Origin of the sequence: Comamonas sp. Tr-654 (genome assembly GCF_011752915.1) — a bacterium.
Taxonomy (GTDB): Bacteria; Pseudomonadota; Gammaproteobacteria; order Burkholderiales; family Burkholderiaceae_C; genus Comamonas.
The window spans coordinates 749,649-764,708 of record NZ_VWWQ01000003.1; the positions used below are offsets into that span (position 1 = coordinate 749,649).

12 protein-coding genes are annotated in these 15,060 nt (G+C 65.0%); 5 read left to right on the forward strand and 7 right to left on the reverse strand.

Annotated elements, in window-relative coordinates:
• The first annotated feature begins 92 nt into the window (after positions 1 to 92).
• From F3J24_RS13085 to F3J24_RS13100, 4 genes are all read left to right on the forward strand, one after another.
• On the forward strand, positions 93 to 893 hold the full coding sequence (locus F3J24_RS13085) for an HAD-IIB family hydrolase (protein WP_167006812.1): 801 nt from the start codon (positions 93 to 95) through the stop codon (positions 891 to 893).
• A gap of 251 nt (positions 894 to 1,144) precedes the next feature.
• Positions 1,145 to 2,131: a TRAP transporter substrate-binding protein gene (locus F3J24_RS13090; protein ID WP_003059037.1), complete on the forward strand. Its 987-nt coding sequence runs from the start codon at positions 1,145 to 1,147 to the stop codon at positions 2,129 to 2,131.
• A 200-nt stretch (positions 2,132 to 2,331) separates the two neighbouring features.
• On the forward strand, positions 2,332 to 2,847 hold the full coding sequence (locus tag F3J24_RS13095) for a TRAP transporter small permease (RefSeq protein WP_167006815.1): 516 nt from the start codon (positions 2,332 to 2,334) through the stop codon (positions 2,845 to 2,847).
• A 298-nt stretch (positions 2,848 to 3,145) separates the two neighbouring features.
• Complete coding sequence (locus tag F3J24_RS13100) at positions 3,146 to 4,432, forward strand: TRAP transporter large permease (RefSeq protein WP_167006818.1); 1,287 nt, start codon at positions 3,146 to 3,148, stop codon at positions 4,430 to 4,432.
• A 74-nt stretch (positions 4,433 to 4,506) separates the two neighbouring features.
• Here the strand turns inward: F3J24_RS13100 and F3J24_RS13105 are convergent, their stop codons facing one another.
• From F3J24_RS13105 to F3J24_RS13130, 6 genes are all read right to left on the reverse strand, one after another.
• Complete coding sequence (locus F3J24_RS13105) at positions 4,507 to 5,118, reverse strand: 4'-phosphopantetheinyl transferase superfamily protein (RefSeq protein ID WP_167006821.1); 612 nt, start codon at positions 5,116 to 5,118, stop codon at positions 4,507 to 4,509.
• Positions 5,118 to 9,224 (reverse strand): Pls/PosA family non-ribosomal peptide synthetase, encoded by a 4,107-nt coding sequence (locus F3J24_RS13110; RefSeq protein ID WP_167006824.1) that lies wholly within the window; start codon positions 9,222 to 9,224, stop codon positions 5,118 to 5,120. Before F3J24_RS13110 ends, F3J24_RS13105 begins: the two co-directional genes overlap by 1 nt.
• A 335-nt stretch (positions 9,225 to 9,559) precedes the next feature.
• The gene (locus F3J24_RS13115; protein WP_167006827.1) at positions 9,560 to 10,798 is read right to left on the reverse strand and encodes an alpha-hydroxy acid oxidase; all 1,239 of its coding nucleotides are present in this window, start codon (positions 10,796 to 10,798) and stop codon (positions 9,560 to 9,562) included.
• Positions 10,799 to 10,945: 147 nt separating this feature from the next.
• Entirely contained in the window at positions 10,946 to 11,926 is a 981-nt protein-coding gene (locus F3J24_RS13120) for a tripartite tricarboxylate transporter substrate binding protein (protein WP_167006830.1), read from the reverse strand.
• Between the two features lie 28 nt (positions 11,927 to 11,954).
• Entirely contained in the window at positions 11,955 to 12,650 is a 696-nt protein-coding gene (locus tag F3J24_RS13125) for an RraA family protein (protein WP_167006833.1), read from the reverse strand.
• The gene (locus tag F3J24_RS13130; RefSeq protein ID WP_167006836.1) at positions 12,647 to 13,654 is read right to left on the reverse strand and encodes a hydroxyacid dehydrogenase; all 1,008 of its coding nucleotides are present in this window, start codon (positions 13,652 to 13,654) and stop codon (positions 12,647 to 12,649) included. The genes F3J24_RS13125 and F3J24_RS13130 overlap by 4 nt, the downstream gene beginning before the upstream one ends.
• 87 nt (positions 13,655 to 13,741) lie before the next feature.
• Between F3J24_RS13130 and F3J24_RS13135 the strand changes: the two genes are divergently transcribed.
• On the forward strand, positions 13,742 to 14,671 hold the full coding sequence (locus tag F3J24_RS13135) for a LysR substrate-binding domain-containing protein (protein WP_167006839.1): 930 nt from the start codon (positions 13,742 to 13,744) through the stop codon (positions 14,669 to 14,671).
• Positions 14,672 to 14,716: 45 nt separating this feature from the next.
• Here the strand turns inward: F3J24_RS13135 and F3J24_RS13140 are convergent, their stop codons facing one another.
• Positions 14,717 to 15,052 carry a hypothetical protein gene (locus F3J24_RS13140; protein ID WP_167006841.1) on the reverse strand — a complete coding sequence of 112 codons (336 nt, stop codon included), beginning with the start codon at positions 15,050 to 15,052 and terminating at the stop codon, positions 14,717 to 14,719.
• Between the last annotated feature and the right edge of the window lie 8 nt (positions 15,053 to 15,060).

Here is a 15,060-nt window from a genome sequence, read left to right on the forward strand (position 1 = left end):
ACGACATCCTCGCTGCGAGGCGGCTCTTGCTCGATGTCTCTGAGTTGGACCGCTCTAGCTTCAGGCGAGGATCAACATCGAGAGAGTTTTCTGTGAGCCAAGAATTTCTGCGTCCTTTGTCTGAGCTGCAGACACCTGCCAAGCTGCTGGGCGTGCTGACCGATATCGACGACACGCTGACCACCGACGGCGTGGTGCCCGAGCATGTGGTGGCCGCCATTGCGCGCCTCAAGGATGCGGGTCTGAAAGTGGTGCCCATCACCGGCCGTCCCGTGGGTTGGAGCGTGCCGTTTGCATCGGCCTGGCCCGTGGACGCCATCGTGGCCGAGAACGGTGCCGTGGCCCTGCGCCGCAATGCCCAGGGCGGCCTGGACAAGCTCTACCAGCAATCTGCCGACGAGCGCGCCCGCAACTTTGCCAAGATGCAGCAAGTGCTTGAGCAGATCGAGGCAACCGTGCCCGGCGCCAGCCGCGCCACCGATTCGGCCGGCCGTGAATGCGATATCGCCGTGGACCACAGCGAATTCACGAACATGTCCCAGGCACAGATCGATGAATGCGTGGCCATCATGAAGGCGGCCGGCATGAATGCCACCGTCAGTTCCATCCACATCAACGGCTGGTTCGGTGAGCACAACAAGCTTGAAGGTGCGCGCTGGATCACACGCGAGCTGTTCGACATCGATCTGGACGCCACGCTGTCGCGCTGGGTGTATATCGGCGACTCGACCAACGACCAGCAGATGTTCGAGCACATGCCCCACAGCGTGGGCGTGGCCAATATCGCACGCTTCGTGCCCCAGCTCAGACATCTGCCGCGCTATGTGACCACGGCCGAGCGCGGCGACGGCTTTGTGCAGCTTGCCGATCAGCTGCTGGCTCAGCAAAAATAGTAGCCGCAACCGCTCCTTGATTAACGATTTCAATATCAAAACAATCTGAAATCGTTTGAAAACAAGCGCAAGCAGCTCTCATTTTCAAACGCCTCTGTGCTTGCCGGCACAGAGGCCTTTTTTGACGTCCATCCATCGCCAAACACGATGCATCCACCCGTATAAGACGACCCCCGGATGCGTAAAAACCCACGGTTGGCACTCACTACAATTTTTGATTCATTTCAAAACATTTCTGAGAGACCAACACCATGCGCATGATTCGCCGCACCTTCGTCGCCACGGCCGTGGCAGCAACAGCCGCCCTGACCGCAGGCACTGCATTTGCCCAGGGCAAGGAAGTCAAGATCGGCTATGCGCTGGCCGTCAACTCCCACTATGGCGCTGCCGCCAACGCCTGGGCCGAAGGTGTGGAAAAAGGTACCAACGGTGCCTACAAGTTCAAGCAGTTCCCCGCCTCCGCCCTGGGTGGCGAGCGCGAGCTGATCGAAGGCCTGCAGCTGGGCACCGTGGAAGCCGCCATCGTCTCCACCGGCGCCCTGAGCAACTTCGTGCCCGATGTGGGCGTGGTGGACATCCCCTTCCTGTTCCGCGACACCCAGCACGCACGTGCCGTGATGGACGGTGCCTTCGGTCAGGACCTGCTGGCCAAGTTCCAGAAGCGCGGCCTGATCGCGCTGGCCTGGGGCGAGCAGGGCTTTCGCCATCTGAGCAACAACAAGCATGCCGTCAATGGTGTGGCTGACCTCAAGGGCCTGAAGATCCGCGTGACAGAGAACCCCGTGCACATCACGGCCTTCCGCACCCTGGGTGCCTCGCCCACTCCCATGTCCTGGCCCGAAGTCATCGGTGCGCTGCAGCAAGGCACGATCGACGGCCAGGAGAACCCTATCTCCGTGCTGGTGTCCGCCAAGCTGTGGCAAGTGCAAAAGCACCTGACCCTGACCTCCCACGTCTACGCCCCCATGGCCTTGATCGTGTCGCCCTCGTTCTGGGGATCGCTGAACGCTGCCCAGAAGACCGCCTTCACCGAAGCCGCCAAGAAGGGTGCGCTGGCCTCACGCGCCTTTGTGGACAACGTGGAGAAGAAGGGCGTTGAAGAAGCCAAGGCCAACGGCATGAAGGTCGTGGAGAAGGTCGATCAGGCCGCCTTCCGCACCGCGCTGGAGCCCGCGTACAAGGAATACGCCAAGAAGTTCGGCCAGAAGACGCTGGACTCCATCACCGCCGTCAAGTAAGCACCGGCACCATGGGCCTGCCTTCGCGGAGGCAGTCCATGCATTTTTCTCACTCCTGGGCAAGGCAGGTCCTTGCCCGGCTGCGGTCAGCACGAATGGACTTGCGCCAATTCCCGCCGATGATGACGCAGCCTTCAACTCCGTGACGCAGCCGGCTCTTGCGGCAGGTTTCGCCGCTGCCTCTGCTCACCCCCACTCCTATGCTTGATCGTATCGAACGCATTCTCGTGGCCGGCAATCGCTGGCTGCTGATCTTGCTGCTGCTGGCCATGGCCTGCATCGTCTTTGCCAATGTGGTGCTGCGCTACACCACGGGCGACTCCATCGTCTGGGCCGAGGAAGTGGCCCGCCACATGATGATCTGGGTCACTTTCCTGGGCTCCGGCCTGGTGCTGCGCTTTGGCGGCCATGTGGCCATCGACAATCTGCACCGCAGCGTGAGCACCCGCAAGGCACAGGCCATGCGCGGCTTTGTCGTGCTGATCCTGGCGATCTTCTTTGTCGTGATGACCGTGACCTCGTCGCAGTATGTGTACGCCACACGCTTTCAGACCACGGCGGCCACGGACATCCCGATCTCCTATATCTACGGCGCCATGCCTGTGGGCTTTGTGCTGATGCTGATCCATCTGCTGTTCATCGCACGCGGCTACATCACCGCAGGCAGCTTCGCCGAGTCCGATGAAATGGATGCGGATGCCGCAGCGTCTATATGAAACACCCCCTGAGTCGCTGCGCGCCTTCCCCCTGGAAGGGGGACGACAGCCTAGCTGTGGGGCGGCGCGGCCGGCATAGGCCCTTGCTCGCTGTCCCTGGCCTGGGTCAGGCCAGCTTTATGCATTGCGCCACGAATCTGAGTCGCTGCGCGCCTTCCCCCCTCTCTTGCTTCGCGGGAGGGGAACGACACCTCGGTGCGGGGCGGCGCGGCCGGCATAGGCCCTTCCTCGGTGTATCTCACTTGGGGCGCGCCTGTTTCATGCGCTGCGCCACGAATCACTGATCGATTGAAACATCATGGGTATCACTTTATTTGTTGCCATCATCGTCCTGCTCACGCTGGGCTTTCCGGTGGCGTTTGCGCTGGCCATCTCGGCAGCCCTTGCAGTCTTTGTCGGTGGACGTTATCCACAGCTGATCGTCTTCAAGGAAATGTTCACGGGCATCGACAGCTTTCCGCTGATGGCCGTGCCCTTCTTCATCCTGGCCGCGGAGCTGATGTCGGGCGGTGCGCTCACGGCCGTGCTGCTGCGCTTTGCCGCCCAGTTCGTCGGCCATCTGCGCGGCGGCCTGGGCTATGCCAATGTGCTGTCGCTGACCATGTTCTCAGGCATCTCGGGCTCGGCCCTGGCCGATGCAGCCGGCCCCGGCTCCATGATGGTCAAGATGATGGACAAGGCCGGTTACAGCCGCCCCTATGCAGCCGCGCTGACGGCCAGCACTGCCATCGTCGGCCCCATCATTCCGCCATCGGTGAGCATGATCATCTATGCGCTGCAGGATGAGAATGTGTCCGTGGGCGGCCTGTTCATGGCTGGCTTCATTCCCGGCATTCTGATCGCGCTGGCCATGGCGGCCGTCAACTGGTGGGTCTGCAAGAAGCGCAACTACCGCAGCACCGAGCCACGCCCATCGGCACGCGAGATGTGGAGCACCAGCTTTAAGGCCATCCCCGCGCTGATGCTCATCGTGCTCATCGTGGTCGGCATCCGCTTCGGCATCTTCACGCCCACGGAAGCGTCCGTCGTGGCCGTGTTCTATGCCCTGGTCTGCGGCAAATGGGTTTACCGCACGCTCAAGTGGTCGGCCCTGCCCGGCATCCTGGCGCGCTCGGCCATGCTCACGGCCTCGGTGCTGTTGGTGATGGCGACCTCGGCAGCATTTGCCTGGGTGCTCACGGTGGAAGGCATTCCGCAGTATCTGTCTGAGCTGATCGTGAGCTGGGAACTCTCGCCCGTGATGTTCCTGATTGCCGTGAACATTCTGCTGCTGGTCTTCGGCATCTTCATGGAGCCGCTGCCCGGCGTGATGATTCTGGTGCCCATTCTCGCGCCCATCGCCTTCAGCCTGGGCATCGACCCTACGCACTTCGCCATGGTGGTGATCGTCAACCTCACGCTGGGCATGATCACGCCGCCGGTCGGCGGCCTGCTGTTCGTGACCGCCGTGTCCACGCGCGTGTCCATCACCGATCTGACGCGCGAGATGCCGCTGTTCCTGCTGGCCCACTTCGTCGTGCTGTGCCTGCTGACCTTCATCCCGGCACTGTCCACCTGGCTGCCGCATACGCTGGGCTTCCAGTAAGCACTGCGCTCATCCGCCAAGGCTGCCTCCGGCAGCCTTTTTTCTTGGCGATCGAATCCTGATGTAGGGCCTGTTCAGCGCACGCCGCCGCTGCCGGCAGTGCCATACCAGGCCACGGCGCCCGCATAGCCAGCTGCGGGCTCCAGCGCTGCACAGTTCATGCCCGTCAGCCTCGCCTGCAGCGAGCCGCTCCATTCAGCCAGACCCAGGCCAGCGCATTTAAGTCTGGCTTCGTGCTGCGTCCAGGCGCTCGCAAACGCTTCAAAAAATAGAGTATCCGGCGCAATATCCAAAAGCTTCCGAGCGGTTTCCGGCCTCAGAAACAGGCGCGCTACATCCTCCAGCTCGCGGCGCGGCGCGGTCGCGTCCACGGCCTGGATATCCACACCTACCGCAGCCCGGTCATGCCAGGCCAGCAGTGCCAGTCCCGGCGCATGGCTGATGGAACAGTGCGGCGCCGCAAGCGGCTTGCCGCGCAGCAACAGCTGCGGTGCCTGGTTGCGCAGATTGCTGACCTCCAGCTCGGCCTCGGTACAGCCTAGCTCCGGTGCCAGACAGGTACGCAGCGCCGCCCGAACCTGGCCGCGCGCCCTGTCACGGTCGGTGGCATCCAGACCCTGTACCAGCCGCAGCTGCGGCGCACCGGCTCGCCGCTCGCCGGCAAAGAGGCAGGGCCGGATCTGCATCAGGCCGCCCCGGTGCGGCGCCGGGCCGGTGCGGCCGGGGCACCCTCCCAGCGCGTACGCGCAGGCAGGGTCTCGCCCTTCATCACCAGGGTCAGCGGCCCGAGCTGTACATCGTCGCCAACGCTGGCACTGTAGAGCACAGTGCAGCGCGCGCCCATGGTCACACGGCTGCCTATGGACACATGGTCTATCTTCATCACCCGGTCCTCGAACAGATGAGTCTGCGGACAGCACAGCGCGTTGAGCTCGCTGTGAGCGCCGATGGTCACGCAGTCATGCTCGGTGATGTCGGTGGTGTCCAGATAGACGCTGGCCGCAATCTTGCAGCCCATCAGGTTCATGGCCAGTGGCAACCAGGGCGTGCCACGCAGGTAACGCAGGAAGTTGGGCACGGCCATGCCCTCGTACATATTGGTCGCAGCCTCGGAGAGCCAGACAAAAGGTGTCCACATGGGCACGGCCGTCTTGCCGTAGCGCCTGATCGCCAGCCATTTGAACAGCGCCACCAGAAAGAACGCCACGATGCCGAAGACCACCCCCGAAATGGCCAGGTCCAGCACCACGGCCCCCCAGCGCTCTTCAGAAGCCAGAGGCATCGCATCCAGCACAATGGCATAGCCGACGGCAATCACCAGCGCATGTGGAACGGCAATGCGAACAGCCTCCACCAAGCCGCGCGCGACACGCCGCCACGCAGAAGGCGCAAACGTCAGATGCTCGGGATGGCCCTGCGCGACCTCGCGCGCCGGCAAATTGATCGCGGGTGCCCCCAGCCAGGTGTCGCCACTTTGCATGTCCGCATTGCGTGGCACGGCCGTCATCACGCCTATGAGCACATTCTCGGGAATGGTCGAGCCATCGGGCACATAGGCGCCATTGCCGATGAAACTGCGGCGCGACACCACCGTGGGCTTGACCGTCATCCAGCCGCCATCGATGAGCTCATCGCCCAGCATCACTGCATCGGCCACAAAGCATTCGTCACCCAGCGTCAACATATCGGGCACCACGCCCAGTGCCGTGGACAGCTCGGTCTGCTTGCCGACCTTGGCGCCCAGCAGCCGGTACCAGGTGGAGGAGTAGACCGTGGCGTAGATGCCGTGCAGCGTGGACAGGCTCGCCTCCTGGATCTGGTTGACCAGCCATTTGCCCAGGTAACGCCCGCTGTGCACCGACCAGGTGCCGGCCCGCGTACGCGGCAGGAACAGATAGCGCACCAGCGCCGCAGCCAGCACCGTGCAGGCCACCAGCACCAGGCTGGATGGCAGCGCCAGCACGAAGAACTTGAGAAGGCGCAGCATGAAGGCTCCTCCCGCATCGACCACGCCCTGCTCTAGCAACGGCCGCACCGAGATCGCCTCGACGTCGAGCACGTCGATCAGCATGAAGGTCGGGAACACCGGCATGAAGAACAACATGGCCACCAGCAGCCCCCCCGCCAGGAAGACCAGCATCTCCAGGGCCTGCCGCAGCCGCCCGGCAGTCTGGCGCGGCGGCAGGCTGGCAGGGTCGAACTCGCCCATGGCCCGCGCCGGCGAGCCGGCCCAGATGCTGCGCGCGGGCTGGACCATGCCGTCGGCCAGCGCCGACTGCCCCTCGAGGTGGGCCCAGTCTTCGAGGCAGGTATTGCCTTCCACGACCACATATGAGCCTATGCAGACCTCGTTGCCGACGGCGATACGGCCGAGCACCAGTTCACCGCCCTCGACGCGCGCGTTCTCCAGGCTCACGGCATTGCCCACACTGACGCCGTCGCCGATGACCAGCAGGTCGGGCACACGCACCGTCATCGAGCCGAGATTGGTCTCACGGCCCACTTTCGCGCCCAGTGCACGCAGCCACAGCGGGTGCAGCGAGGAACCGGTGATCATCGCGATGGGCACTGCCTCCACCAGCCGGTCGGCAAGCCACCAGCGGAAGTAGGTCCATCCCCACAGCGGGTAGCGTCCGGGCTTTAGGCGCCCGGCGACCAGCCATTTGCCGGCCCAGGCGATCGCGAATTCGGCCAGGGTGGCGATCGCGAAAGCCAGCACCGACATGGCCACGGCAAACCAGACCGAGTCGTTCTCGTCGCCGGTGAAGAAGTGATAGGTGAAGAACGGCGCCAGCCACTGAGCCATCTTGATCAGCACCAGCAGCGGAATCGCCACTGCCTGGGCCACGCCGCAGCGCCAGCGCCTCCATGCGGAATGGATGCGGAACGGCCGCGGCGCAACGCCGGCTGCCGCCTCATCGTCGGCCAGCATGTCGGCCTGCAGCGCATCGGCGATCAGGCCTATGTGGCGCTGCTGGTAGATGGTGCTCACCGTGGCGCGGGCCAAGCGCGCATCGGCGCGCAGCAGCGAGGTCAGCCGCGCCGCGAACAGGGAATGCCCGCCCAGGTCGCTGAAGAAATCCAGCCCGCGGCGTATGGACTGCCCCGGGAAAAGCTGGGCCAGGGCCGCGAACAGCACTTCCTCGGCCGGAGTTTCAGGCAGGTCGGAGCCGGAGGCATCCATCGCGGAGGACAGCTGCCGAACCTTGAGTGCCTTGCGGTCTATCTTGCCCGATGTCAGGCGCGGCATCTCGGCCAGCGCCTCGAAGCGCGCGGGCACCATATAGGGCGGCAGGCGCTCGGCCAAGCTGGCACGCAGCGCGGAATGCGCGGGCGGTGCGGCGATCTCAGTGGGCACGTAGAAGGCGACCAACTGGTCCATGCCCTCGTCCTGACGCAGCAGCACCGCCGTGGTACCCACGCCCGGCTGCTGGGCCAGCACGGCCTCGATCTCGCCGAGTTCCACGCGAAAACCGCGGATCTTGACCTGGTCGTCGGCCCGGCCCAGGCAGTGGATCTGGCCATGCTCGTCGATACGCGCCAGATCCCCTGTGCGGTACAGCCGCGTATCGTGCGGACCCTGAGCCCAGGGATTGGCGAGGAATTTCTCGGCCGTCAGCTCGGGGCGACCCAGATAGCCAGCCGCCACGCCGGGGCCGGTAATGCACAGCTCGCCGACCTCGCCCTGCGGCAAGCCCACCAGAGCGGGCGCGGTGCCGACCGCAAAGCTGTCGGCCTCTATCACCTGCACCACCACCAGGCCGTAATTGGGCAGCGGCGTGCCTATGGTCACGGGTTCGCCGGCCTTGAGCTCGGCCAGGCTGGCCGACACCGTGGCCTCGGTGGGGCCGTAGGTGTTGAACATCTGCCGGCGGCCACCGTCCTCCCGGTTGGCCCAGCGTGCCACCAGCGATTCGGGGCACATCTCGCCGCCAAGGTTGATGATGCGCAGATTGGGCACATCCTGTGCGAACAGCGCCAGCAGCGTAGGCACGGCATGCAGCACCGTCACCTGCTGCTCCACCAGCGCGCGCGGCAAGGCCTCCGGGTCACCGGCGATCTCTCTGGGTGCCAGCCACAGCGTCGCACCCACGAGGTAGCTGATCCAGATCTCCTCGAACGACATGTCGAAGGCCACCGAGAAGCCCTGGTAGACCTTGTCGCCCCGGTGCACGCCAAGCCGCGCATTCTCGCTGCGCAGAAAGTGGCAGATGCTGCCCTGGGTGATGGCAATACCCTTGGGCTTGCCCGTGGAGCCGCTGGTATAGATCACATAGGCCGGGTGCTCGGGCTGCGCGCCATCGCGCTGGCGCAGCGCCGTACCCGTCGGCAGCGGCGCCAGCAGTGCGGTGTCGCTGAAGACCTGCGCTGCAATACCTGCCTGGGCTTTCACCAGATGCGTCTGCCGCTGCGCTATCAATAGCGCCTTGGCATTCGCATCGTCGAGGCAGGTGGCGATGCGTTCAGTGGGCGTTTCGGCATCGAAGGGCAGCCAGGCCGCGCCGGTCTTGGCGATCGCCAGCTGCAACGTCAGCAGCTCGATGCCGCGCGGCAGCCACAGACCCACCATGTCGCCGGGGCGGATGCCGGCCTCGATCAGCCGGTGCGCGGCGCGGCTGGCATCGGCGTCCAGTTCCGCATAGCTGCGCTGACGCAGCATCTCGCCCTGCCCCTCGATCAGCGCGATCTGTTCGGGGTGGGCTGCGGCAGTCGCTTCAAAGATATCGGCCAGCACCTCGTGGCGCAGCAGGTCTGGCCGCTCGGGCCCACGTAAAACAACAGTGTCAGACATAGATCAGCGGCTTACCCGGAGCAACCATGCATCCGAACCTGGTGGTACCGCTCTTTTCTGTCCGCCATTATTGGGCCAAGCGCTCGTTTTCAGTGTTACACAGCCGGCTTCCTGCTCCCGGCGTTGCACATATTTGCATTCATGGAGACCAGTCACGGCGGCGGACCTGCCAGACCTTCGACTGCTGAAGCAGGCAACCTCGCGTCAAGGTGCAGCTGCTCCTGGGCGTACGCTTCATCGTGCGGGGCCTGCTGCACTTTGTGCCAGCACCAGCCACCGGACCGCCGCATGTACACATGCTTGCAGCAAGCAATTCGTGGCCTTCCCCTGCGGGATCAGTTGCGGCGGTGCAAGTGCTCGCGCCGCATGCCGTGCGGGCTCTGCACACCGATCAAGGCCATATTGCGCCGGATCTCGGAGGCCAGAATGCCTGCCGCGTGCAGGATTCCCGCCTCCCCCGCCACGGCCCCGGCGTAATTGAAAGGCCGGCCCACAAAGACGAACTTGGCTCCCAGTGCCAGTGCCAGCAGCACATCGTTGCCCCGGCGAAAGCCGCTATCGATCATGACCGCATATTCGGTCCCCAGCGCATCAACCACTTCTGGCAGCGTCTGCATGGGCGATATCGAGCCGTCGAGCTGCCTGCCGCCATGGTTGGACAGAATGATGCCGTCCGCCCCTGCATCGCGCGCGAACAGCGCGTCCCGGGGCCGCAGAATGCCTTTGACGACCAGATTGCCTTGCCAGCGCTGGCGGATCAGTGCCAGATGGTCCCAGCTCAGGTGGTCGCGTGCGCCAAAGTCGCGCGTAACGCTGGAGGAGAGAATGGGCGCGCCGCGCGTGGCCTGCGAATTCTCGAAATGCGGCATGCCATGACAAACCAGGGTGCGCAGGGCCGTGCCCAGCAGCCAGCGCGGATGGGTGATGCCGTCCCAGGCCAGACGCAAGCTGGGCCGCAGCGGCGTCGAGAAACCCGCGCGAATATTGTTCTCACGGTTGCCCGAGACCGGCGTGTCGACCGTCACCACCAGAGTCTTGAAGCCTGCGGCCTCGACGCGATCCAGCAGCCTGAGAATGCGCTCCTTCTCTCCGGGCACATAGGCCTGAAACCAGGCCTCGGGGTTGGCCTTGGCCACCTCTTCCATCGCGATCAGCGAAGTGCCACTGAGTATGGCCGGGATACGGGCCTGTGCAGCGGCCCGCGTCTGGATCAGATCGCCCCGGTATGCGGACAGCGCGCTGATGCCCATGGGCGCGATGCCGAACGGTGCCGCGTAGGTCTGCCCCATCAGCGTCGTTGCCAGCGTACGCCCTGAGGTATCGGTCAGCACGCTGCTCATCCAGCGATAGCTGTCGAAGATCTCGCGGTTGCCGCGCAGGGACTTGTCGGTCTCGCAGCCGCCGCTCACATAGGCAAAGATGGGCGCCGGCAGATGCCTGCGCGCCGCTGTCTCGAAATCATCGAGCGACAGAATGCCGCGCAGTCTGCGAGGCGTGCCCGGCTGCGTATCCGCGCGGGACGGTGCAGACGATGCAGGTGCATTGAATTTCTCGATATCGAATCGGGCTTGCATGGAAGTGGGCGCTGAAACGTTGGCACTGGCTTCAAGAAATCGCCTCAAGCGCGCTTTCTGCAATTGAAAAGCTGCTCTTGAGACGCCATTCAGAGCACATGAAATGCGGCGCCGGTGCGGTTGCTGACCCGCCCCGGCACGAGGCACTCAATTGAGCTTGATCTGGGCTTCGCGGATCAGCTTGCCCCACTTGGCATGCTCGCTCTTGATCCAGGCGCCGAACTTCTCTGCGCTGGCCGGCGTCGGCATGCTGCCCTCCTGGGCCAGTTTGTCCTGCACCTCCTTGGTGGCCAGCAGCTTCATGGTGGCATCGCCGATGCGCCTGACCACATCGGGCGGCATGTTCGCCGGGCCCACCAGGCCCAGCCAGGTCGAAGCCTCGAAGTCGGCATAGCCCTGCTCGGCCACCGTGGGCACATCGGGCAGCGACGACACACGCTGCGCGGACGTCACGGCCAGGGCGCGGACCTTGCCCGAGCTCAGCTGCGGCATCACGGAGACGGTGTTGCCGAAGTACAGCGCCACCTGGCCGCCCAGCAGATCCGTCATCGCTGGGTTGGCGCCCTTGTATGGCACCTGCAGGATCTCGATGCCTGCACGACGCGCCAGCATCTCGCCGGCCAGATGCCCAACGGTGCCATTGCCTGCCTGGGCAATGCCGTAGGCACCCGGCTTGGCCTTCGCCGCCTTGACGAAGTCGCCCAAATTCTTGAACGGTGAGTCGGCACGCACCGTCAGCACCACGGGCTGTAGGGCCACGCTGACAATGGGCGTGAAGTCCTTGAGCGGATCAAAGGGCATCTTGGCATACAGGCTGGGATTGATCGCCAGATTCGCAGCCTGGCCCATGCCTATGGTGTAGCCGTCAGGCACCGCCTTGGCCACGGCATCGAGGCCGATGTTGCCGCCCGCGCCCGGCTTGTTGTCCACCACCACCGTCCAGCCCATGCCCAGATTGAGCTTGTCCGCCACCAGTCGCGAAGTGGCGTCGGTGCCGCCGCCCGGCGGGAAGGGCACCACCATGCGCACCGGGCGCTGAGGCCATTCGCCCGCCGCGCTGGCCATGCCCTGCACACCCATGGTTAGTGCGGCCATGGCAGCCGCCGTCAGAAATATTCTTTTATGCATGTCTTGTCTCCTGAAAGAATGTCCCGCCTCAGACCGGCAGGCCCTTGGCGCGCAGCACCGCATCGAAGCGCTCGGGGTCGGCAGTGCCCTCGCGATTGCTTTCGCGGATGGAGGCCTCCTTGACCAGATGCGCCCGGCTGCGCTGCAGAATCTCGACCGCATCCGCCGCAGGCACGGCAATCACGCCATCGGCATCGCCCACGATCAGGTCACCGGGCAGCACCGCCATCCCGGCGCAGGAAACCGGCACATTGATCTCGCCCGGGCCGTCCTTGCTGGGGCCTCTATGGGTGTGACCGCGCGCGAAGATCGGCATGCCTTCCTCGGCCCATTCGCAGAGGTCGCGGATGGCACCGTCGATCACCAGCCCGGCGAGCTTGCGTGCCACGCAGGTGGTGCGCATCAGCCCACCGACCAGGGCCTGGGAGACATCGCCCCCGCCATCGATGACCAGCACATCGCCGGGCTGCACCATCATCAGCGCCTTGTGAATCATGAGGTTGTCGCCGGGGCGCACACGCACGGTGACGGCCGGCCCGCAGAGCACGGCATCGAGCCTGGCGTGGTATTGGCGCAGCCCCAGGGTGCCGACATTGCGGCTCATGGAGTCACCGATGGCCGCCACGGGAATGGACTTGAATGCCTCGACGACCTGGGCCTCGGGGCCCGATACACGTGGGTTGATGCGATAGCCCGCGGGCCACTGTTTTGCACTATTGCTCATGCAGGTTCTCCGGAAAAAGAGGAATGGGATTCAAGGACCTCGGGGTTCACGCAACGGCTGGCGGCCACGGGCCGGCCTTGCAGCCAGCCCAGCACATTCGCGGCCGCACCGGCTGCCATGGCGGCCAGCGCAGCAGGCGTGGAACCACCCACATGCGGCGTCAGAACCACGTTCGGCAGGGCCGCCAGCGCGGAGTCCGCGGGCAGGGGCTCCACGGCCATGGTGTCCAGACCGGCCGCATGCAGAAGGCCGCTGCGCAGGGCCTCGACGAGTGCGGGTTCGTCCACCACTTCGCCGCGTGCGGTATTGATCAGGATGGCGCCCTGCGGCAGGCGGGCCAACTGCGCCGCGCCCAACATGCCGCGGGTGTGTCGGTTGAGCGGTACATGCAGACTGAGCACATCGGCCAGCGGCAGCAACTCATCCAGCGAAGCCAGCAGCTTCACACCCGCCACGGGGCTGGACTGCAGCGCCGGATCGAAGGCGGCCACCTGCATGCCCAGGGCCTGGCAAACCTGGGCCACACGCTGGCCGACCTGGCCGAAGCCGACCAGGCCCAGCGTCTTGCCGGACAGCTCGATGCCGTCCTGGGCGCGCGACCAGCGGCCGCCGCGCAATTCCGCATCCATCCAGGCAATGCGGCGGGCCGCAGCAAACAGCAGGCCCAGGGTCATCTCCGCCACGGACTGCGCGTTCGCCCCGGGCGTTACATAGACAGGAATACCGCGCGCGCCGGCTGCGGCCACATCGATATTGCTCACACCCACGCCATGCTTGGAGATGACCTTGAGCGTGGGGCACGAGGCGATGGCGCGTGCCGAGAGCTCCAGGGTGCGCGAGATCACGGCATCGACGGGCTCGGTGACCATGATGCGCTCCACCGCCCCGGCATCATCGCCGGGCGTCAGATAGATCACCCGCGCACCGGCCCTGGCAAGAAGATCCGACCCGCTGGAAGCCAGCTTGGGAGCGGTGACGAAAACGGTAAAGGCTTGTGTTGACATAAGGACTCCGATGAGCCCGGATTCTTGTCAGCATCAATCATTCCGTCTATTCGATAATATTCATTCAATCATCACTTTTATTCATCGATGGATCTGCATCTGCGCGATCTGCGCTTCTTCGAGATCGTGGCCGAGCTGGGCCACCTTGGACGGGCAGCCGAACAGCTGGGCCGCACCCAGCCGGCGCTGACCAAATGCATGCAGCGGCTGGAACAGGCAGTGGGCGGGGCATTGTTCGAGCGCGCCGGACGCGGCATACAGCTCACGCCCGCAGGGCAGGTGCTGCTGGCCCGCGCACGCATGCTGCGCAACGCCAGCCAAGAGGCGCTGCGCGAGGTACGCGATTTCAACGAGGGGATTTCGGGCCATGTGCGCATAGGCAGCGGCCCGGTTGCCGCCGACCACCTGCTGCCCGAGCTGTGCAGCAAAGCACTTGCCGGCGGGCGCAAGATCACCATCAGCATCGTGATCGGCCCGAGCTGGGAGCTGCGCGACCGCCTGCGCGAAGGCCAGCTCGACCTGCTGATCGGTCTGACGGCCGAAGGCGATGCGGAACTGGTCTCCTACCCCATCGTCGAGGATGTGGTCGTGGTGGCCGCCAGCCGCACGCATCCCATCTTCGAAAAATCCCGCATCACGCCGGCCGCGCTGCTGCAGCACTCCTGGGCCCTGCCCAACGCCAACATTCCCAGTCGTCAGTGGCTGGATCAGGCTTTCACGTCGCGCGGCATGTCGCCGCCCACGGTCCAGGTCGAGGCAGGCTCCATTCCGCTGTTGCCGCGCATGGTGGCGAAGACGGATCTGCTGACTTTCGTCTCGCGCCACACACTGCGGCTGGAGCGCAGCCGCACGCTCAAGGAGGTGCGCCTTGCCGCCACCACGCTGCGCCGTCACCTGGGCGTGACCTGCCGCAGGGACGGCTACCTGTCGCCCGCTGCCCAGCAGATTCTCAAGCTGCTGCGCGACGACGGACCCATGCTGTTCGGCAGCGACGAGACGTCCTTTAACGATATGTGAGCATGGCTGAAACCGCCCAGCTTCGGGAGAACATGCCGGGCCGCATCACTCCGCAGGCTCGGCCCGCAGATGGGCGTCGCAGCCCGCCCCCGCCGCAATCCAGCGTCTGGCCAGGGCCAGCCTGAGCCGGCCCAGCCCGCGGCGCCAGGCCGGGGCATCGGATGCCACCCGACCCGCATCCTGCAGCACGCCGCAACGGTACTGCAGCGCCGCGTCGTCCCAGCGTAGCGCCGCGCAAGTCCCTTTGCGCCGGCGCGAGATCAACATGCCCATGGGGCAAGGCTCTGCCAGACAGCACAGGCCGCAGCCGTTGCAGGGCGCGCCGAAGGCCGGCTTGGCAGGCGCCTGCGCCTGCCAGAACACCACTTGCTCACGGGCCATGTGAAAGT

Excerpts from the sequence above, each read along its gene's own strand:
- F3J24_RS13090 (WP_003059037.1), top strand. The coding sequence starts at position 1,145 with ATGCGCATGATTCGCCGCACCTTCGTCGCCACGGCCGTGGCAGCAACA.
- F3J24_RS13095 (WP_167006815.1), top strand. The coding sequence starts at position 2,332 with ATGCTTGATCGTATCGAACGCATTCTCGTGGCCGGCAATCGCTGGCTG.
- F3J24_RS13100 (WP_167006818.1), top strand. The coding sequence starts at position 3,146 with ATGGGTATCACTTTATTTGTTGCCATCATCGTCCTGCTCACGCTGGGC.
- F3J24_RS13105 (WP_167006821.1), bottom strand. The coding sequence starts at position 5,118 with ATGCAGATCCGGCCCTGCCTCTTTGCCGGCGAGCGGCGAGCCGGTGCG.
- F3J24_RS13110 (WP_167006824.1), bottom strand. The coding sequence starts at position 9,224 with ATGTCTGACACTGTTGTTTTACGTGGGCCCGAGCGGCCAGACCTGCTG.
- F3J24_RS13115 (WP_167006827.1), bottom strand. The coding sequence starts at position 10,798 with ATGCAAGCCCGATTCGATATCGAGAAATTCAATGCACCTGCATCGTCT.
- F3J24_RS13120 (WP_167006830.1), bottom strand. The coding sequence starts at position 11,926 with ATGCATAAAAGAATATTTCTGACGGCGGCTGCCATGGCCGCACTAACC.
- F3J24_RS13125 (WP_167006833.1), bottom strand. The coding sequence starts at position 12,650 with ATGAGCAATAGTGCAAAACAGTGGCCCGCGGGCTATCGCATCAACCCA.
- F3J24_RS13130 (WP_167006836.1), bottom strand. The coding sequence starts at position 13,654 with ATGTCAACACAAGCCTTTACCGTTTTCGTCACCGCTCCCAAGCTGGCT.
- F3J24_RS13135 (WP_167006839.1), top strand. The coding sequence starts at position 13,742 with ATGGATCTGCATCTGCGCGATCTGCGCTTCTTCGAGATCGTGGCCGAG.
- F3J24_RS13140 (WP_167006841.1), bottom strand. The coding sequence starts at position 15,052 with ATGGCCCGTGAGCAAGTGGTGTTCTGGCAGGCGCAGGCGCCTGCCAAG.